This window comes from Pantoea sp. C1E2 (assembly GCF_056491465.1).
In genome coordinates this window covers 2,547,883-2,567,180 of sequence record NZ_JBSZHT010000002.1, presented here as the reverse complement: position 1 = coordinate 2,567,180, position 19,298 = coordinate 2,547,883, and the positions used below count along the sequence as shown (strand labels likewise).

The window sequence follows — 19,298 nt, the reverse complement described above, 5'->3', positions numbered from 1 at the left end:
TTCAACCTCCTGCGTTAGCACAAGATGCAAACCAAATATATTTTTGTTTTCACTAAAGAATGGCACGAAAAAGCCCCGAAAATCGGGGCTTAAAAATGTCAGCAAGGACACTTGCCGAGCTTGCCTGCCTGGCTGGGAAAACGGGCTTCGAGGCAGTAGCGATGAAACGCGCGCTCATCCATAGGCATCTGCTCGGGATGGTGTTCGCGCATATTCTTCAGATAAGTTTGATAGTCGTGAACGCCAACCATTAAGCGAAAACTTTGCTTCAATCCCTGCCAGAGGCGTTGCCAGCGATTAAGATTTTGCCCGAGGGCCTGGGTTGCGATCGGTAAGCATTGCTGAATCTGCCACGCGCCGACCGGTTTTCTCCAGCGATGAATGGACTCAGACATTTCGCACCTCCTTACGCAGTGAAACTTCGGATTCATGGGTGGTGGGCACGTGACTGCGCAGTGCACGGCGGATGACAAAGAAGGCCGCAATCAACATGGTGACAGCCACCAGCATAAAGAAGCCGCACAGGGCCGCGTTAATTTGATTGCTAAACACGATGGTTTGCATGTCCGCCACGGTTTTCGCCGGTGCGATGACCATGCCTTCATCAATGCCTTTACGGAACTTGTTGGCCTGTGCAAGGAAACCAATCGAGGGTTTCTCATGAAAAATCTTCTGCCAGCCCGCGGTCATCGAAGTGATGAACAGCCAGGCGGTCGGCACGATGGTGACCCACGCATAGCGCTGCTTTTTCATTTTGAACAACACCACGGTACCCAGAATCAACGCCATTGAGGCCAGCATCTGGTTACCAATACCAAACAGCGGCCACAGGGTATTGATGCCGCCCAGCGGATCGACCACGCCCTGATAAACAAAGAAGCCCCAGCCGGCCACCGCCACGGTGGTGCCCGCCATATTACCCAGCCACGAACGGTTGTTGGCCATCGAAGGCACCACGGTGCCGACCAAATCCTGCACCATAAAACGGCAGGCACGGGTACCGGCATCCACTGCCGTCAGGATGAACAGCGCTTCGAACAGAATGGCGAAGTGGTACCAGAAAGCCATCATCGCCCGGCTGTTAAACACTTCTGTGATGATATGCGCCATACCGACTGCAAATGTGGGCGCGCCGCCCGCGCGTGACAGCACGGTGCTTTCACCGACATCGCGCGCAATGCCGCTCAGCATCTCGGGCGTGACCACAAAGCCCCAACCGTTAATCACCTGCGAAGCGCTCTCAACGGTGGTACCGATCAGCGCTGCGGGTGAGTTCATCGCAAAATAGACGCCCGGATCCAGCACTGAGGCGCAAATCAGCGCCATGATCGCCACAAAGGATTCCATCAGCATCGCGCCATAGCCGATAAAGCGGATATGACTTTCGCGCTCCACCAACTTTGGTGTGGTACCGCTGGAGACCAGCGCGTGGAAGCCGGAAATCGCACCACAAGCGATGGTGATAAACAGGAACGGGAACAGTGCGCCGGAGAACACCGGTCCGCTACCGTCAATAAATTTGGTCACCGCCGGCATTTTCAGTTCCGGCATGGCGAACAGAATGCCTACCGCCAGCCCGATAATGACGCCGATTTTCAGGAAGGTTGACAGGTAATCACGGGGGGCCAGCAGCAGCCACACCGGCAGAGAAGAAGCCACAAAGCCGTAAATCACCAACACCCACGTCAGTTCGGTGCCTTTCAGCGTGAACAGCGGTCCCCAGTAGGGATCGGCAGCCACATCACCGCCGTAAATAATCGCTGCCATCATCAACACAAAACCAATGATGGACACCTCTGCGATTTTACCCGGGCGCAGAAAACGCATATACACGCCCATAAACAAGGCAATAGGAATCGTCGCGGCGATGGTAAACAGCCCCCACGGACTGTTAGCCAGCGCTTTCACTACCACCAGCGCCAGCGCGGACAGGATGATAATCATCACGCCGAGCGCACCGAGCATGGTGACCACTCCGGCAAAGGAACCCAACTCCTGACGAGCCATCTCACCGAGCGAGCGGCCATCACGGCGCGTGGAGATAAACAGAATCAGGAAATCCTGCACCGCTCCGGCCATCATCACGCCTACCAGAATCCAGATGGTACCGGGCAGGAAGCCCATTTGCGCCGCGAGGATTGGGCCAACCAACGGACCGGCACCCGCAATCGCCGCGAAGTGGTGACCGAACAGCACCCATTTGTTGGTGGGGACATAATCGAGACCATCATTTAGCCGCTCGGCAGGCGTGCGGCGACGATCATCCAGCTCGAAAATACGTTCAGCGATAAACAGGCTGTAGAAGCGATAAGCAATGCTGTAACAGGCAACGGACGCAATCACCAGCCAGACAGCGTTGACGTGTTCGCCACGGCTGAGCGCTAGCATGGCAAACGCACCCGCACCAATTAACGCCACCGCTAACCAGATCAATCTGGTTTTGACGTTGTTCATGAGTTAACTCCTTGTAGAGACCGGGAAAATAGGCGATCGGATACAACAAGTTAAAAGTAATGTAATGAATTGTTAACGACAGGGAATCGAATCAGAAGTGTGAAGCGGAAGGCAAATTTAATATCGGATAAAACTTAGGGGAAAAAATGCGGGATAACGGCTGTTATCCCGCGGATATTCATGCTCAGGCAGCCGGGCGCGCCACAACGCTACGGGTTTCCATACGCACTTCAGCGATGGTCACGTCGATGATGTCGGTCACGCGGTAGGCCACTTCGCCTTTGATCTGCACGGTGCCGCTCTCCTGTGAACACACCATCTCATCACGCACCGCGTGGATGAATGGGGCAGGGATAAAGGCAACCGCGCCGTTTTCCAGCAGACGCACACGCATACCGCCGCGAGAGACATCGATGATCTCAGCGCTGAACTTACGATCAGTGCCCGCAGACGGCGTCAGGAAGCGCGCATACAGCCAGTCACCCACGTCACGCTCGGCCATGCGGTTCAGGCGACGACGCTCACTCATAATGGTGGTGAACTCGTCTTTAGGACGCGCAATGCTTTCGCCACGCACAATAGCTTTCAGCAGGCGATGGTTGATCATATCGCCGAATTTACGAATCGGTGATGTCCAGGTCGCATAGGCTTCGAGACCCAGACCAAAGTGTGGACCCGGTTCGGTGCCGACTTCAGCGAAGCTCTGGAAGCGACGAATGCGGCTGTCGAGATACTGCGTTGGCTGGGCATCCAGTTCACGGCGCAGCTGACGGAAGCCTTCCAGTGTGGTGATGGCCTGAGGATCCACGGTGATACCGTGACCGGCCAGCACGCCAGCAGCTTGCTCGGCATTCGCCAGATCAAAACCGGTGTGCAGGTTATAGATACCGAAGCCCAGCTTCTCCTGCAGCACTTTGGCCGCACAGACGTTGGCCAGAATCATCGATTCTTCCACGATGCGGTTGGCGATGCGACGTGGCTCAGAAATGATATCCAGCACTTCGCCTTTTTCACCCAGTACAAAGCGGTAATCAGGACGATCTTTGAATACCAATGCATGGGTTTGACGCCACTCGCTGCGGGCCAGGCACACACGATGCAACAAGCGAATCTGCTCGGCAATCGCCTCGTTCTCTGGCTGCCAGCTACCGGCGTTTTCCAGCCAGTCCGACACTTCGTCGTAAACCAGCTTGGCTTTGGATTCAATCCATGCGGCGAAGAAGTGCACTTCTCCTGCCACGCTACCATCTGGCGTCAGGTTGACGCGGCACGCCAGCGCTGGACGACGCACATTTGGACGCAGCGAACAGATGTCATCAGACAGTTCGCGTGGCAGCATGGGGATGTTGAAACCAGGCAGATAATTGGTGAAGGCGCGTTTAGAAGCCAGTTTATCCAGCTCGCTGCCTTCCGCTACATAAGCGGTCGGATCGGCGATGGCAATGGTCAGCAGCAGATGGCCGTCAGCCTGCTCTTCAACATACAGCGCATCATCCATATCTTCCGTGCTGGCACTGTCGATAGTCACGAAGTTTAGCGCGGTGAGGTCTTCGCGTTGTAACTGCTCATCCAGCATCTCGCCGAAGCCGACATTAGGGGCTTCACGTTCCAGATTATGGCGTGACAGGGTGACCCACCACGGCGCGAGGTGATCGTTCGCAGTGACAATGAATTCGGTGAGTTCAGCATAGAATCCGCGATCGCCTTTAAGCGGATGGCGGCGCATTTCAGCCACGGCCCAGTCGCCATTCTGGAAATCATGGGTGACGTCACGGGCAGCGCGGCACTGAATCGCCTCTTTCAGCAGCGGATGGTCAGGCACAATCGACAAACGATCGTCCTTCTTCTGTACGCGGCCAACAAAGCGGGTCAGGAACGGCTCAATCAGGGTTTCCGGCTCGGCGCTCTCGCGATCTTTATCAGTGTGGATCACCGCAGAAATACGGTCACCGTGCATCACTTTTTTCATCTGCGGAGGGGGAATGAAGTAGCTTTTTTGAGCATCGACTTCGAGGAAGCCAAAGCCTTTTTCTGTGCCTTTCACAACACCTTCGGCGCGCGGAGTTTGCGCGTGAAGCTTCTCTTTAAGCTGCGCGAGCAGCGGGTTATCCTGGAACATAATGTATTTAGTTTCGTGGCCTAAGAGCGGTGGACAGTTTTACGCGAATCAGGGGCGCGCGGCAAGGCCAAAACAGGCTAAAAAGCCGCATTACGCGGCTTTTTACCTTCTGATAACGCAGAGGACTTAGGCGATGCGCTGCGTAGGAAGAGCAGCGGTTAATGCCAGTTTCACCGGCACCGATTTCGAGGTCGGCGTCCCGCTGCCGTCACCATAGCTGGAGAGCGGCACCAGCGGGTTGGTTTCCGGATAATACGCCGCGAGATTACCGCGTGGAATGTTATACGGCACCAGTTTAAAGCCACTCACCCGACGCGTCAGGCCATCATTCCACAACGTTTCGATATCCACCAACTGGCCTTCGCTGAAGCCGAGTGACGCCATATCGTCCGGGTGGATAAACACCACTTCACGCTGACCATACACGCCACGATAGCGGTCATCGAGGCCGTAAATCGTGGTGTTGTACTGGTCATGCGAACGCAGCGTCTGCAGCGTGAATGGCACTTCAACATCATTACCCAACTGCGGGAACAGTGAGGTTGGCAGGGCTGCCGCGCTGAATTCCGCCAGTTTACTTGGCGTGTTGAATCGCAACTCTGCCGCGGCGCTACCGAGGTAGAATCCGCCCGGAATATCGCATTTGATATTGAAGTCGGCAAAGCCTGGAATGGTGGCGCCAATGTGATCGCGGATCACATTGTAATCATCCGCCATGCCCAGCCAGTCAATCTTGTCACTGCCCAGCGTGGCGTGAGCAATACCGGCAACAATCGCGGTTTCAGAGCGCTGCGTGTCTGCCAGTGGAATACCCACGCCTTCTGAGGCGTGCACCATGCTGAAAGAGTCTTCAACGGTGATGAACTGATTACCGCTGGCCTGACGGTCGCGTTCCGTACGGCCCAGCGTCGGCAGGATCAAACCTTCGTGACCCGGCACTAAATGGCTACGATTGAGCTTGGTGCTGATGTGCACGGTCAGACCGCAATGCTGCAGCGCTTCTTCCGTCACCGGTGAATCGGGTGCGGCGGCAGCAAGGTTGCCGCCCAGGGCGATCAGCACTTTTACTTCATCACGCAGCATCGCGCCCAGCGCTTCAACGGTGTTATGGCCGTGTTCACGCGGCGGTTCGAAGCCGAAATGGTTACCTAACGCATCAAGGAACGGCTTATTGGGTTTCTCATCGATCCCCATGGTGCGGTTGCCCTGCACGTTACTGTGACCACGCACCGGACACAGGCCGGCGCCTTTTTTACCCAGCTGGCCAAACAGCAGCTGCAGGTTGGTGATTTCACGGACGGTATCAACCGAATGTTTATGCTGAGTCACGCCCATCGCCCAGGTGATGATGATGCGCTCAGCGCTCTGGTAGATTGCCGCCGCTTCCCGGATCTGTGCTTCGCTCAGACCCGATTGACGCACGATATCGTCCCAGCGTGTGTTGTCTACGGCAGCCAGATAGCTCTCGATACCATGGGTATTGGCATCAATAAACGCCTGATCAAAGATACCCGGTTCACCCGCCGCTAAACGCTCGCGCTGCACTTCCAGCAGGGTTTTCACCATGCCACGAATTGCCGCCATATCACCGCCAAGATTTGGCTGGTAATAGGCAGAACTAATCGTACCTGCTTTAGAGGTAACGATTTCCAGCGGTTTTTGCGGATCGGCAAAACGTTCCAGCCCGCGCTCGCGCAGGGTGTTAAACGTGACAATTTTTGCACCGTGATCGGCCGCGTGGCGCAGGCTGTGCAGCATACGTGGATGGTTAGTGCCTGGATTCTGACCGATAACGAAAATCGCGTCAGCGTGGTCAAAGTCATCGAGGCGGATGGTGCCTTTACCGACGCCAATACTGCGTTTCAAGCCGGTGCCGCTGGCTTCGTGGCACATGTTGGAACAGTCAGGGAAGTTATTGGTGCCCATCACGCGGCCAAACAGCTGATAAAGCCATGAAGCTTCGTTACTGGCGCGACCGGAAGTGTAAAGTTCCATCTGGTCGGGATGATCCATCGCTTTAAGATGACGGGCAATCATCGCCAGCGCATCGTCCCAGCTGATCGGTTCATAGTGATCGGTGGCGCTGTTGTAGCGCATTGGATGCGTCAGACGTCCCTGATACTCAAGGAAATAGTCGCTCTGTTGGTAAAGCGTACTCACGCTGTGCTGCGCAAAAAACTCAGGCTCCACCACGCGGCGGGTCGCTTCCCAGGTCACGGCTTTTGCGCCGTTCTCACAGAAGCTGAAGGTACTTTTATTGTCATCACCCCACGCGCAACCTGGGCAGTCAAAGCCGCGAGCTTTGTTCATACGCATCAAATTACGCATGTTTTTCAGGGCAGCTTTACTATCAAGGACAAAACGGGTGGTTGCTTCCAAAGAGCCCCAGCCGCCAGCAGCGGCACGATAAGGCTGAATCTTACGTTTAAATTTCATAGTCGTTGCAGGCTTATTGTTTATGAATTGTTATCAGAATATGACTTCTGTTGAGGGAAAGTGTGCGACTGACTGCAAAAGTTGTCTAATTGATTGGTTTAATGGTGCGATAGGCGGCGTTTATCGCGATGAACGTCCGCTAAGTGTGATGCACTTCAAATATTGTTGGCTGATCAGACGTGCGGCGACGTGCAATATCAATAACTGGCTAATAATTGCTCTTTCAATTGAGGAAAGGGCGCACACATGAAGAATCTGGCCAGTCAAATTCACGCCTTTGGTAAAGCGTTGATGATGCCGATTTCGGTCATCGCCGCCGCGGGTATCTTTCTCGGACTGGCGGCGGCAATGCAGAACCCCGCAGTGACCGGCGATGCTTTCGCCAATATGCAGGTGCCGCAACTGATCATCGGCTTTATCCGTAAAGTTGCAGCGGCGCTCTTTGCCAATCTGCCGGTTTTCTTTGCGGTGGCCAGTGCGATTGGCTTAGCAAAAGCGGAGAAACCCACCGCGGCGTTTGCGGCAGTGATTGGTTATATCGCCATGAACGTGGGGATCAACGCCACGCTGGCGGCGAAAGGGCTGACTGCAGTCACCACCACGCCGGCTGCCCTACAGGAAGCGGGCATGGATCAAACCACGGCCATGATGACTTCGGCCGAATACATCGAGATGCTCGGGGTTTTCACCTACAACATGAGCGTGCTCGGTGGGGTGATTGCAGGGCTGATCACCGTGGCATTGCACAACCGTTTCTACACTCAGCAATTGCCGACTGCGATCAGTTTTTTTGGTGGACGGCGCTTTGTACCCATCGTGACTGTGGTGGTACTGCCCTTGATTGGCGTGCTGTTGGCGATGGTCTGGCCGACCATTGGCCAGGGGATTGCATGGGTAGGGCAGATGATTGGCAAAAGTGGACAGTACGGCGCGTTTTTGTTGGGCACCGGAGAACGCCTGCTGATTCCGACTGGCTTGCACCACATTCTTAATGAAACTGTGCGCTTCACGCCAATCGGTGGCATGGCGACGGTGGATGGACAAACCATCGTGGGCGCTTTAAACATCTTCAATAGCTCGCTGACCCATCCCGGCGCGATTCCTGATGACACGGTGCGCAGCGCCACGCAGTTTCTTGCCCAGGGCAAAATCCCGGTCATGATGTTTGGTTTACCTGCTGCCGCGCTGGCGATCTACCACACCGCGCGTCCGGAACATAAGCAGCGTGTTAAAGCACTGGTGCTGGCGGGCGCACTGACGTCATTCACCACGGGCATCACCGAACCGCTGGAGTTCTGCTTCATCTTTGTCTCTCCGGTGCTCTACATCCTCCATGCGTTGTTGACCGGTCTGTCGTTTATGCTGATGTCGATGCTGCATCTGATGATCGGCAATGTGCAGGGTGGTGCTATTGACCTGGTGGTGTTTGGCATCCTTGGCGGCAGCAAAACTCACTGGTGGTGGACGGTCGTGCTCGGGGTAATCTATGTGCCGATTTATTATTACGGTTTTCGTTTTGTCATCACGCGGATGCGGGTGGAAACGCCAGGACGCGAATCCGATGAAGAGCCACAAACCGCGCAGGTCACCGCCGATGAACGCACCAAAGTGATTATTAGCGGGCTGGGCGGCGAGGCCAATATAGAGGACATCGATTGCTGCTTCACTCGTCTGCGGGTGCGAGTGAAACAGATGAATGAAGTGGTCGATCAGACGTTGATGACTACCGGCGCAAATGGGGTTAACCGTGTCAGCGAACATGATGTTCAGGTGATTTATGGCCCGCAGGTCGAGAAGATTGCCAACGATGTGAAAAGTGCCCTGGGCGTGGCATAACACATTTAGTTACCACGCTAATAATAAATTTAGCAATCAATGTTAAATGCCCAACGCTGAGATCGGGGATGATGACTTCGCCCCTTCAAGAGCTAAGCCATTAAGAGTGCCGGAGATAAGCGCCGGGTGGGGCATTAACTTTCAACCGAAGGCTGCCGAACGGCGGCCTTTGTGCTTTTTGCAATGTGAACCGGATAAAGCCGCGCGGGTTTGCTAACATAGCGCGATCGTGACTTCAGGGCGGATATTAACATCGACATTAAGCAATTGATCTACCTCTGCAATTTAGAGCGTGAACGCCATTTCGGCCGCGCTGCAGAGGCCAGTTTTGTCAGTCAGCCGACTTTATCGATGCGGTTAAAAAATCTTGAGCGCGAGCTGGGCTTATCGCTGATCAATCGCAGCAACAACTTTGACGGCTTTACGCCGGAAGGGGAACGCGTACTGACCTGGGCGCGTGAGATCGTGTCGGTTTACTCGGGCCTGAAGCTGGAAGTTGAATCGCTGAAGCATGGCGTCAACGGCACCTTACGGCTGGGCGTGATGCCGCAATGCAGTGTCGCGCTGCCCGCGCTGTTGAAAGCAGTGGAAGCTCGTTATCCGCAGCTGGACTATCGCGTGTCAGCCATGAGCGCCGATCAATTGCTGGAAGCGCTCAACAGCCACACCGTGGATGGCGGGATTGGATTTTTTGAGCTGACCGCACTGCGCGAACTGCATTTCCAGACCGCATTGTTGAAAGATCCAGGCGTCGAAGCAATTTTTAATCCTCAACATTTTCCGGAATTGCTGGAACACTCAACCCTTTCACTCACGTTGTTGGCGCAACAACCGTTGTGCCTCGCCGAGCCAACGCGCTATTTCCGGCGTTATGTGGATGGACAGCTGCGTGAAACCGGCCTGCTGCCAAGAGTGATCGTCGAAAGTGCGTCGATTATGCAGCTGTTGCAGAGTGCGCAGGTGGGATTAGGCGTGATGGTTTCACCTCACGGCCATTTGCTGCCGGAGCTGCTGCAGGATCTGGCGCGGCGCCCGATTGAGATGGCGCCCATGGGGCGCCAGGCCGCGTTAGTGATTGCTGAGCCGGGCAGGGCATCGCCGCTGGCTCAACATTTCTTTGACGAAGCGCGACGGCATCTGCCGGATTAACGCGTTTCGCCCAGTGCCATCCATAACCGATCCTGCCAACTGGCAAACGCCACTGCCTGCAACAGCGTGAAAATGCGTTCGGTTCTCCATCCCGCATTCAGCAAGGGTTGCAGGTGCGCCGCGCTAAAGCGCTCTGGCATGCGAACCAACTGAGCGCTAACGCCAATCAACGGCTGTGTTTCTCCCGCTTTATCAATATCTGCCAGCAACGCTTCGCGCTCGCTGCCGGCATGGCGCGCAAACTGGCGCTGACAGCCCAGGATGCGCGCACTGGTTGCCAGCGCCAACGCGGCTTCCTCGTCATGATGTTCGCCGATGCGCTGTTGCAAGGTTGCCCAGCCATACAGCGCCTGCGCGTCATGCACCAGCAACCAAACCGGCTCGTCCAATCCTTCTATACCCTGACAAAAGGTCATCGCCGCCAGTTGATCGGCACTGGCATAGCGCAATTCAACCGGCTTAAGCGCGTGCTGCCATGCAGCGTCACGAGCAAAGAACGCTACCTCGGCATCCGCTGGCGGAGAGACGCCGGGGATCCAACGTACCGGCAATCCCATCAACGCCTGCAGAGAGGCAACGACGCGTGCCTGATAGCTGACAAAACCCACTAACTGATTGAGCGTTACAATATCCGGTTCGGTCAGTCCGACGGCATCCAGCGCGCTGATACTATTTGCATTGATTAAGGCAGGCTGCATCGCTAACTGGCGCGCATATTGGGTAATTTGCGTCAGGCGGTTATTGCTCTCTCGTGATGAATCCGGGCCTGGCAACGGGTTCAGCCGCGCAGAGTAGTGGTTGCAAAGCCGCTGCACGCCCGCAACCTGCGCCACGGTTAACGCGGTGCTCAAACGATCGTAAAGCGTCAAAGTATGGGTTAACGAAGTCGTGAGGTTGTCGGGTAACAGGATCTGGCTGATGTCTCGTGCTGCCAGCAATGCTGGCTGGAAGCGGCTAAACAGTGGCTGCAGCGCCGTGGCCTCCTGTTGCAATCCTAATAAAAAACGATCTTCAATGTAGGCCGCCTCAGGCACCAGCGGCGCGGTGGCCTGGGTGTGCGGACGAGTCTGGCTTTCATAAAACCACTGATCATGGCCGGGAGAACGGCGTTGTTCCATGGTCATTCCTTGCGCAAAAAACGGACTTGGCGCACGACGGGCAAATCTTAAAAGACCATCGCCACCAAAGGGCTAGCTTATCGTCGCTGAAGCACTGGCTGAGGCAAAAGAATGAAGGGGAATAATTAAGATCGAATGAATCTATACGCGAGATAATTCAAGCGTTAGCAAGCAGACAGGGGCGCGGATACGTTAGATGGCAGGCGAAAGAGAAGAGTAATACCGGCGGAAGCGGCTTACATCCGAGCAGATAAAAAAGGCGAGCACCAGGCTCGCCTTCAGAACTTATTTCAGTTCCAGCTCGTTCATCGCGGCAATGCTGAAGCCGCCATCAACGTGTACCACTTCGCCAGTGATACCACCTGCCAGATCAGAACACAGGAAGGCCGCAGAGTTACCCACGTCTTCGATGGTCACGGTACGGCGAATCGGGGTAACGGCTTCACAGTGAGCCAGCATCTTACGGAAATCTTTGATGCCTGATGCTGCCAGGGTACGGATTGGACCCGCAGATACGGCGTTAACACGCGTACCTTCAGGACCCATCGCGTTCGCCATGTAGCGCACGTTGGCTTCCAGAGACGCTTTAGCCAGACCCATCACGTTGTAGTTCGGGATCGCGCGCTCTGCACCCAGGTAAGACAGGGTCAGCAGGGCTGAATTCGGGTTCAGCATCGCACGGCACTCTTTCGCCATCGCTACAAAGCTGTAGGCAGAGATGTCGTGAGCGATTTTGAAGCCTTCACGGGTCACGGCGTTCACGTAGTCACCATCCAGCTGATCGCCAGGTGCGAAACCAATTGAGTGAACGAAACCGTCAAATTTTGGCCAGGTTTTTGCCAGTTCGGTGAACAGCGCAGTGATGCTCTCGTCTTCTGCCACATCGCACGGCAGAACAATGTCAGAACCCAAATCTTTAGCGAACTCTTCCACACGACTTTTCAATTTGTCGTTCTGGTAGGTGAAAGCCAGTTCTGCGCCCTGTTTGTGCATCGCCTGTGCAATACCGTAGGCAATGGAGAGTTTACTGGCAACGCCAGTAATCAGAATGCGCTTACCGGAAAGAAAACCCATAGCTGTAATCCTTATGGTCATTGTTGTTGGCGGTCGCAATGATTAAATAGTAGGCGACCGACGTTAATCGACGTGCGGATTCTAGCACGTCTCTCTCAAATGCGGTAAATCGCACCGCGTTTTCGCGATGTGATGATCAATCAACGAACTTTACGCCAGGCTTCAGCGGTTAAGGCTTCACCAAAGTGGCTGGTGATCAGGCGTTTGGTGAGGTCGTGCAGCGGCGAGGCCAGCACATCTGCCGTGCCGCCACGTTCCACCACTTCACCCTGATGCATCACCAGCACCTGATCGCTGATGTGCTTCATCATGCCGATATGTTGCGTCACATAAATATAGGCGATGCCGTGCTTCTCCTGCAGTTCCAGCATCAGATTCACCAGCTGCGAACGCATGGTCATGTCCAGTGAGGCGAGGGCCTCATCGGCGACAATCACTTTTGGCTGCAGGATCAGTGCGCGAGCCAGTGCCAGACGCTGTTTCTGACCGGGTGCCAGCATATGCGGATAGTAACCGGCGTGATCGCGCAGCAAACCCACCTGGCGCAGCGTGGCAATAATGCGCTTCTCCCGCTCTTCATCAGCCAGTTCGGTATTCAGGCGCAGCGGGAAATCGAGGATCTGACTGACGCGCTGGCGCGGGTTAAGTGAGGTCGAAGGATCCTGAAAAATCATGCGAATGCGCTGACTGCGATAGCCGTAATCGCCATACTCCAGCGGATGGTCATCAATCAGCATTTCGCCATCGGTGGGCTCCACCATGCCACTCAACATCTTGGCTAGCGTCGATTTGCCTGAGCCGTTTTCGCCTATCACCGCCAGCGTTTGCTTTTCCCGCAGGGTGAAACTCACCCCTTTAACGGCTTCGACGTGTTGACGGCGAAACAGCCCGGTACGGTAGCGATAGGTTTTACTCAGATTGCGCACTTCCAGCAGCGTTTCCATGCTTATTGCCCCTCCACATTTAACGGGAAGTGACAGGCAAACAGATGCGATTTAGTGCCAGTAAGGCGCGGTGTCTCAATGCATTTACGCTGCGCATACGGGCAACGAGGCCCAAGACGACAGCCAATCGGTAAATGTTCCAGTGAGGGAATCGCCCCGGACAGCGTATTCAAGCGACTTTTATGCGGCAGCGCACTGCCAAAGTCGGGCATCGCGCGAATCAGCGCCTGGGTATAAGGATGATGCGGCGTATCCATCAAATCTTCGCTTTGTGCCGTTTCTACTGTCTGACCGCAGTACATCACGTTGATGCGATCCGCCCACTGACTCATGGTGCGCAGGTCATGGCTAATCAGCAGAATCGTGGTGTTGTTATTCTGATTGAGACGACTCAGCAAACGGAAAATTTGCGCTTGCGTGGTCGGTTCCATGGCATTGGTGGGTTCATCGGCGATCAGCAGACGAGGCTGATTGGCCAGCGCGATGGCAATCATCACCTTCTGACACTCCCCGTCGGTCAGTTCGTACGGGAAGCTGCGCATGATGTCTTTATGATCTTTAATACCGACACGATGCAGCAGTTCGATGGCACGTGCTTTACGCCAGAACCATAAGCGCTGATACCAGCGTCCTTTAAAGGTCCAGCGCGGGATAGCCTGCATCAACTGGCGGCCAATACTCTCGGACGGATCCAGACAGGATTGTGGTTCCTGGAAAATCATCGACACGTTATGACCGACAATGCGGCGTCGTTCGCGTGGTGACAGGCGTAGCAAATCGATATCGTCAAACACCATGCGATCGGCGGTGACGCGCCAGTTGTCTTTGGTTACTCCACAAATCGCTTTAGCAATCAGACTCTTGCCAGAGCCGGATTCACCCACCAGCCCACGCACCTCGCCTTCACTGAGCGTCAGGTTAATGCGATCCACTGCCTTCACCGGACCTTCTGAAGTCATAAACTCGATAGTGAGATTGCGAATATCAAGTAGCGGCATTATTCAGCTCCCGCTTCTACAGCACGACGGACGCCGTCGCCCAGCAGGTTAACGATCAATACGCTGATCATCAGGGCTACGCCGGGCAGCATCACCGTCCAAGGAGCCACATAGATCAGTTCCAGTGCGTCACCCAGCATCGCTCCCCATTCTGGTGAGGGCAGTTGCGCCCCTAAATCGAGGAAACCGAGGGCGGCAATGTCGAGAATGGCCATGGATAGCGAACGGGTAAATTCACTTACCAGCAGCGGCAGCACATTGGGCAACACCGCATTCCACAGAATATTCAGGTTACGCGCGCCATCCAGCCGCAGCGCCACCACATACTCTTTTTCCATCTCGTTATGTACCGCAGTATAGATCTCTCGCACCAGACGCGGGATGATCGCCAGCAAAACAGCCAGCATGGCGTGTTCAAGGCGCGGGCCTAAAAAGGCCACCACGATAATCGCCAGCAGCAGTGACGGAATGGAGAGCAGCGTATCCAGCACGTGATTCATCACCGCAGAGCGCAGACCATGGGTAATGCCCGCCAGAATGCCGAGAATCAGCGCGCAGATTGCGGCCAACACCGTGACCAGCACGGCCGAGCCCACGGTCGGAGCCACACCACTCAGCAGACGACTGAGCACATCGCGGCCCAAATCGTCGGTACCGAGGAAGAAGGAGACATCGCCGTAGCGCGACCAGGACGGCGGCAACAATTGATAACCAAGGAATTGCTGGTCGATGCCATAAGGCGACAGCAAGCCGCCAAACAGGCACAGGAACAGCAGGGCGCCGAAACCGTACAACCCAATCATGCCACTGGTATCACGATAAAAACGCTGCCAGAACAGACGAAACGGGCTGGGTAATTTCGTCTCTGCATAGATATTATCGTAAGGCATACCATTCCTTGTGTTTCAATGGATTAAGCGCCGCACCCAGAATATCTGACAGCACGCTGACCAGAATCACCAGACCGCCTACCATCATCACACCGGCAGAGATGGCAGCATAATCCTGCTGACGAATGGCGTTAATCAACCAGCGGCCAATGCCCGGCCAGTTAAACACCACTTCAGTAATCATCGCCAGCGTCAGCATGGTGGAAAACTGCAAACCCAGACGGGGGATCACCGGCGGCAACGCGTTGTGCAGCACATGGCGGCGAATCACGGTGAAGCGGGATAATCCGCGCGTAGCCGCCGCTTTAACATAGTTTTTATCCATCACATCGCTGGTGCTGCTGCGCAGTAAACGAATCACCTCGGTGGTCGGCGCGACGGCGAGTACCACTACCGGCAGAATCATATGTGTCAGAGCACTCATCAGCATCTCATGGCGCCAGGGTGAAGGACTCAGCCAGGCATCAATCAGCGCAAAGCCGGTAATGTTTTGCACCGGGTAGAGCAGATCAAAACGTCCGGAAACCGGTAGCCAACCCAGCGTCAGAGAGAAGAACAGGGTAAACAGCAGCGCCAGCCAGAAAACCGGCATGGAAAAGCCGAGCAGTGCCAGCGCGCTGATGAGTTTATCCTGCCATTTTTTGCGCATCACGCCCGCGCAAATCCCCAGTGGAATGCCGACCAGCAGCGCCAGCATGAAGGCCAGTATGCAAAGCTCCAGCGTGGCGGGGAAAACTTCGCGTAGCTGCACGTCGATCAGCTGACCGTTGGTGCTGGAAACACCGAAATCGAATTGCAGCAGGCCTTTAAACCAGAACCACCACGCATCGAACAGCGAGGCACCTTCCAGCGGTGCATTCGGCGTAAAGTAGCTGAGACTAAAACTCACCAGCGACAGTAAAAACAGGGTGATCAGCAGCAACAGCAGGCGACGCAGTATATAGATGATCATGCTTATTCCTCGCTGCTCTCATCGCGGTAAACCCCGGCAAACGAGGCATTACCAAACGGACTCAGCACCAGACCTTTAATATCGTGACGATATGCCTGCAAGCGCAACGATGACGCGAGCGGCAATACCGGAAGCTCTTGCGCCAGAATCAGCTGCGCCTGATCGTAACTGTCGATGCGCGCCGAAAGCTGCTGCGATAACAGCGCTCTTTGCAGTGACTCATCAAACGCCGGTGAACACCAGTGCGCAAAGTTGGTTTGCGAACGGATGGCTGCACAGCTCAACAGCGGCCGGAAAAAACTATCCGGGTCATTACTGTCTGTCGCCCAGCCGGTCAGCGTCAGATCATGATTCATCGCCATCAGCTGCGCTTCCTGGAAACGGCCTTCCACCGGGGCGATGGTGACGCGGACACCCACCTGAGCCAGATCGGCTTGCAGCAACTCAGCAGTTTTCAGCGGGCTGGGGTTCCAGGATTGTGAAGTTGTAGGCACGACGAGTCGCAAGTGCAGATCTTCCAGCCCGAGCGCTTTCAGCTCTTCACGGGCTTTCGCCGGATTGTATTCGGTGACGCGCGCGTCATTATCATACGCCCAGGAAGCACGCGGTAAAATGGAGGCGGCGGTTTCGGCGGTGCCGTAATAGATCGACTCCATCAGGCGTTCGTTATTGATCGCCAACGCCAGCGCGTGACGCACTTCCGGGCGATCCAGTGGCGGTTTACGCGTGTTGAAAGCTAAATAGGCGATGTTCATGCCGGGGCGCAGCGTCATGCGCAGACGTGGATCATCGCGCAAAATGGAGAGCTGACTGGCCGCGGGATAGGCCAGCACATCGCATTCGCCGGTGAGCAATTTCGAAAGACGTCCCGTTCCGCCCACACCAAGATCGATCACCACCTGTTGCAGACGCGGCACCCCTTTCCAGTACTGCGGATTGCGCGCCAGACGCAGATACTGCCCGGTGCGGTACTCGCTTAGCTGAAACGGTCCGGTGCCTACCGGCTCGCGATCCAGACGCTCCTGCTGTCCTTTAGCCGTCAGTTTGTCGGCGTATTCCTGAGAAAGAATGGGCGCGTAATGCGTGGCGATGTGCCAGAGGAAAGAGGCATCCGGACTGTTGAGACGGATTTCTACCGTGTCGTTGTCCAGTTTTTTAACGCTTTGTACCGAGTCCGAAAATTGCAGACTATCGAAGTAGGGATAGCTACCGCCGTTGACGTTATGCCACGGATGGTGACGGTCAAACATACGCGCAAAACTAAACACCACATCGTCGGCATTCATCTTTCGCGTGGGCTTAAACCAGTTGGTGTGCTGGAACGAAACGTCTTTGCGCAGATGGAAACGGTATGTGGCGCCGTTATCGCGCACTTCCCAGCTTTGTGCCAGGTCGGGAATTAAGCGATAAGTGTAGGGATCGACATCCAGCAGGCGATCGTATAACTGTGCTGCGAGGGTATCGACCACTAGCCCGCTGCTGACCATCTGCGGGTTGAAGGTATTCACCGTGCCATTCACGCAATACACAAAGCCGCTGTTGCGGATGTTATTGGTTGGCGCGGCCAGCACAGACGCACTCAATACGCTGAGACCAAGCAGCAGCGAAGTTAATATTTTGGGCATAGAACTCAACGATTTTGAGGCAATAGCGTGAGTGTATCGCAAAGCTTGCGCACTCCCCAAATTCACGATGATTCTGTGTTGTTTTTCGCCAAGATGGGGGCGAGGTAATCACAATGTTAGTGTGGAAATGAGAAAAATTCTCAATTAGGGCTTTACAGATGATAATAGGAATGATTATTATTCATCTGCGCTTCGACGGTGGCTCTACCGAAGAAGAGCACGACATTGCTCACATTGCTTCCAGTATTAAGTTGCCCGCATCTAATGCGGGCTTTTTTTTGTGTGTCGTTTTTCCCGTCATCTTTTGCACTGCTGCTGCGTTGGCTGCGCGCACTAACCCCGGTCACATACTGAAGTATGCTCCCGGGGATTAGCGCACTTGCCGCCTTGCATCAGCGCAAAAGCTATAGGGAAAACCGACCCACACCTGAGCTGCCGTTGAAAAAGTTAAATGATGATGTGGGGATTTCTCCGCTAGCAGCAAAGCCACGATGTACGCCCTAATAATCACCAGGGTGCATTTTTAAGGCTAATCCTTATCACGTGCCGGATGCCGTGCTTTTATCATTGCTCGTAATTGTTGGTGCGTCACCCGCAGTAACTCTGCGGCGCAGCGTTTGCAGCACGCGCTTTGTTGTTCAATCTTCATCACGTGCCTGAATGCCGTGCTTTTTCATCATGGCGCGCAGTTGATGGTAGGTAACGCGCAGCAGTTCGGCGGCGCGGCGTTGGTTGTATTTAGCCTGTAGTAAACTGGCTTCGACCAAATCGCGCTCCTGCTGGTTTTGCCACTGACGCAGATCGAGTGGCAGGGCGGGTAAGCCGCTGGTGCTGGGATCGGGGATTATTTGGGGCGGGGTGCTGCGCGGAGCGAACGGGTTAATGATGATATTATCCAGTTCTTCTTCGGCGCTGTGATGGCGATACACCGAGCGCTCCACCACATTCTTCAATTCACGCACGTTGCCCGGCCAGTTGTGGGTGAGCAGCGTGAGCTGAGCGCGCTCGCTGAAACCGGGGAATAACGGCAGGCCGAGCTCACGACACATCTGAATAGCAAAATGCTCGGCCATCACCAGAATGTCACTGCGGCGTTCACGCAACGGCGGCAGTTGCACCACGTCAAAGGCGAGACGATCGAGCAGGTCGGCGCGGAATTTTCCTGCCGCGGCCAGCGCGGGTAAATCTTCATTGGTGGCACACACCAGACGCACATTGACCTGCAACGACTGATTGCCGCCCACACGTTCCAGCTGTCCGTATTCGATGACGCGTAGCAACTTTTCCTGAACCAGCATCGGCGCGGTCGCCAGCTCATCGAGGAATAAGGTGCCGGCATCAGCGCGCTCAAAGCGGCCAAGATGACGTTTTTGCGCCCCGGTAAACGCCCCGGCTTCGTGACCGAACAGTTCGGAATCCAGCAAATTTTCATTGAGCGCCGCACAGTTAAGCGACACAAAGGGCCCTTGCCAGCGGTCGGAGAGATAGTGCAGGCGGCTGGCAATTAACTCTTTACCGGTTCCGCGCTCGCCAATCACCAGCACCGGTTTTTCCAGCGGCGCGAGACGCGAGACCTGTTCTAACACCTCAAGAAAGTTATTCGACTCGCCTAACAGATTATCGTTGCCGTTTGCCATGATGAATTTCGCCACTGGTTAATCAATTTCACTACCTTAATGGATGCCTGCGCGAATGTAAAATAT

The 19,298-nt window shown here is 55.0% G+C and carries 14 protein-coding genes; 2 read left to right on the top strand and 12 right to left on the bottom strand.

Annotation, left to right across the window (positions count from 1 at the left end; all coding sequences use genetic code 11):
* Positions 1 to 98: 98 nt before the first annotated feature.
* The 4 genes from ACXI0A_RS12340 to ACXI0A_RS12325 form a co-directional block, all read right to left on the bottom strand.
* Complete coding sequence (locus tag ACXI0A_RS12340; RefSeq protein WP_476148560.1) at positions 99 to 395, bottom strand: CstA-like transporter-associated (seleno)protein; 297 nt, start codon at positions 393 to 395, stop codon at positions 99 to 101.
* The gene (locus tag ACXI0A_RS12335) at positions 388 to 2,454 is read right to left on the bottom strand and encodes a carbon starvation CstA family protein (RefSeq protein WP_476148561.1); all 2,067 of its coding nucleotides are present in this window, start codon (positions 2,452 to 2,454) and stop codon (positions 388 to 390) included. The genes ACXI0A_RS12340 and ACXI0A_RS12335 overlap by 8 nt, the downstream gene beginning before the upstream one ends.
* Positions 2,455 to 2,638: 184 nt before the next feature.
* Positions 2,639 to 4,573 carry an exoribonuclease II gene (locus ACXI0A_RS12330; protein WP_476148562.1) on the bottom strand — a complete coding sequence of 645 codons (1,935 nt, stop codon included), beginning with the start codon at positions 4,571 to 4,573 and terminating at the stop codon, positions 2,639 to 2,641.
* Between the two features lie 126 nt (positions 4,574 to 4,699).
* Complete coding sequence (locus ACXI0A_RS12325; protein ID WP_224931918.1) at positions 4,700 to 7,009, bottom strand: FdhF/YdeP family oxidoreductase; 2,310 nt, start codon at positions 7,007 to 7,009, stop codon at positions 4,700 to 4,702.
* Between the two features lie 246 nt (positions 7,010 to 7,255).
* Here ACXI0A_RS12325 and ACXI0A_RS12320 point away from each other — a divergent pair, with 246 nt between their 5' ends.
* Positions 7,256 to 8,845 (top strand): PTS transporter subunit EIIC, encoded by a 1,590-nt coding sequence (locus ACXI0A_RS12320; RefSeq protein ID WP_476148563.1) that lies wholly within the window; start codon positions 7,256 to 7,258, stop codon positions 8,843 to 8,845.
* Positions 8,846 to 9,097: 252 nt separating this feature from the next.
* Positions 9,098 to 9,994: a LysR substrate-binding domain-containing protein gene (locus ACXI0A_RS12315; protein WP_476151053.1), complete on the top strand. Its 897-nt coding sequence runs from the start codon at positions 9,098 to 9,100 to the stop codon at positions 9,992 to 9,994.
* Here the strand turns inward: ACXI0A_RS12315 and ACXI0A_RS12310 are convergent.
* The 8 genes from ACXI0A_RS12310 to pspF all read right to left on the bottom strand — a co-directional run bounded on the left by ACXI0A_RS12310 (position 9,991) and on the right by pspF (position 19,232).
* Positions 9,991 to 11,112, bottom strand: a complete 1,122-nt coding sequence (locus tag ACXI0A_RS12310) for a CMD domain-containing protein (protein ID WP_476148564.1) — start codon at positions 11,110 to 11,112, stop codon at positions 9,991 to 9,993. The genes ACXI0A_RS12315 and ACXI0A_RS12310 overlap by 4 nt on opposite strands.
* A 285-nt stretch (positions 11,113 to 11,397) precedes the next feature.
* The gene (gene fabI / locus ACXI0A_RS12305; protein ID WP_007892455.1) at positions 11,398 to 12,186 is read right to left on the bottom strand and encodes an enoyl-ACP reductase FabI; all 789 of its coding nucleotides are present in this window, start codon (positions 12,184 to 12,186) and stop codon (positions 11,398 to 11,400) included.
* Between the two features lie 140 nt (positions 12,187 to 12,326).
* Positions 12,327 to 13,130 (bottom strand): putrescine export ABC transporter ATP-binding protein SapF, encoded by an 804-nt coding sequence (sapF, locus tag ACXI0A_RS12300; RefSeq protein WP_224931924.1) that lies wholly within the window; start codon positions 13,128 to 13,130, stop codon positions 12,327 to 12,329.
* 2 nt (positions 13,131 to 13,132) lie between these two features.
* A complete protein-coding gene (gene sapD / locus ACXI0A_RS12295) occupies positions 13,133 to 14,128 on the bottom strand; it encodes a putrescine export ABC transporter ATP-binding protein SapD (RefSeq protein WP_200570279.1) in 996 nt (331 codons plus the stop codon).
* Positions 14,128 to 15,018, bottom strand: a complete 891-nt coding sequence (gene sapC, locus ACXI0A_RS12290) for a putrescine export ABC transporter permease SapC (protein ID WP_224931926.1) — start codon at positions 15,016 to 15,018, stop codon at positions 14,128 to 14,130. The genes sapD and sapC overlap by 1 nt, the downstream gene beginning before the upstream one ends.
* On the bottom strand, positions 15,005 to 15,970 hold the full coding sequence (gene sapB / locus ACXI0A_RS12285; protein WP_224931927.1) for a putrescine export ABC transporter permease SapB: 966 nt from the start codon (positions 15,968 to 15,970) through the stop codon (positions 15,005 to 15,007). Before sapB ends, sapC begins: the two co-directional genes overlap by 14 nt.
* A 2-nt stretch (positions 15,971 to 15,972) precedes the next feature.
* Entirely contained in the window at positions 15,973 to 17,595 is a 1,623-nt protein-coding gene (gene sapA, locus ACXI0A_RS12280; protein ID WP_224931929.1) for an ABC transporter substrate-binding protein SapA, read from the bottom strand.
* Between the two features lie 638 nt (positions 17,596 to 18,233).
* Positions 18,234 to 19,232 carry a phage shock protein operon transcriptional activator gene (pspF, locus tag ACXI0A_RS12275; RefSeq protein WP_476148567.1) on the bottom strand — a complete coding sequence of 333 codons (999 nt, stop codon included), beginning with the start codon at positions 19,230 to 19,232 and terminating at the stop codon, positions 18,234 to 18,236.
* Between the last annotated feature and the right edge of the window lie 66 nt (positions 19,233 to 19,298).

Bases quoted from the DNA above. Each gene is read 5' to 3' on its own strand.
- ACXI0A_RS12325 (WP_224931918.1), bottom strand. From the start codon at position 7,009: ATGAAATTTAAACGTAAGATTCAGCCTTATCGTGCCGCTGCTGGCGGC.
- ACXI0A_RS12340 (WP_476148560.1), bottom strand. From the start codon at position 395: ATGTCTGAGTCCATTCATCGCTGGAGAAAACCGGTCGGCGCGTGGCAG.
- sapA (WP_224931929.1), bottom strand. From the start codon at position 17,595: ATGCCCAAAATATTAACTTCGCTGCTGCTTGGTCTCAGCGTATTGAGT.
- sapF (WP_224931924.1), bottom strand. From the start codon at position 13,130: ATGGAAACGCTGCTGGAAGTGCGCAATCTGAGTAAAACCTATCGCTAC.
- ACXI0A_RS12310 (WP_476148564.1), bottom strand. From the start codon at position 11,112: ATGGAACAACGCCGTTCTCCCGGCCATGATCAGTGGTTTTATGAAAGC.
- pspF (WP_476148567.1), bottom strand. From the start codon at position 19,232: ATGGCAAACGGCAACGATAATCTGTTAGGCGAGTCGAATAACTTTCTT.
- sapD (WP_200570279.1), bottom strand. From the start codon at position 14,128: ATGCCGCTACTTGATATTCGCAATCTCACTATCGAGTTTATGACTTCA.
- sapC (WP_224931926.1), bottom strand. From the start codon at position 15,018: ATGCCTTACGATAATATCTATGCAGAGACGAAATTACCCAGCCCGTTT.
- ACXI0A_RS12335 (WP_476148561.1), bottom strand. From the start codon at position 2,454: ATGAACAACGTCAAAACCAGATTGATCTGGTTAGCGGTGGCGTTAATT.
- fabI (WP_007892455.1), bottom strand. From the start codon at position 12,186: ATGGGTTTTCTTTCCGGTAAGCGCATTCTGATTACTGGCGTTGCCAGT.
- ACXI0A_RS12330 (WP_476148562.1), bottom strand. From the start codon at position 4,573: ATGTTCCAGGATAACCCGCTGCTCGCGCAGCTTAAAGAGAAGCTTCAC.
- sapB (WP_224931927.1), bottom strand. From the start codon at position 15,970: ATGATCATCTATATACTGCGTCGCCTGCTGTTGCTGCTGATCACCCTG.
- ACXI0A_RS12320 (WP_476148563.1), top strand. From the start codon at position 7,256: ATGAAGAATCTGGCCAGTCAAATTCACGCCTTTGGTAAAGCGTTGATG.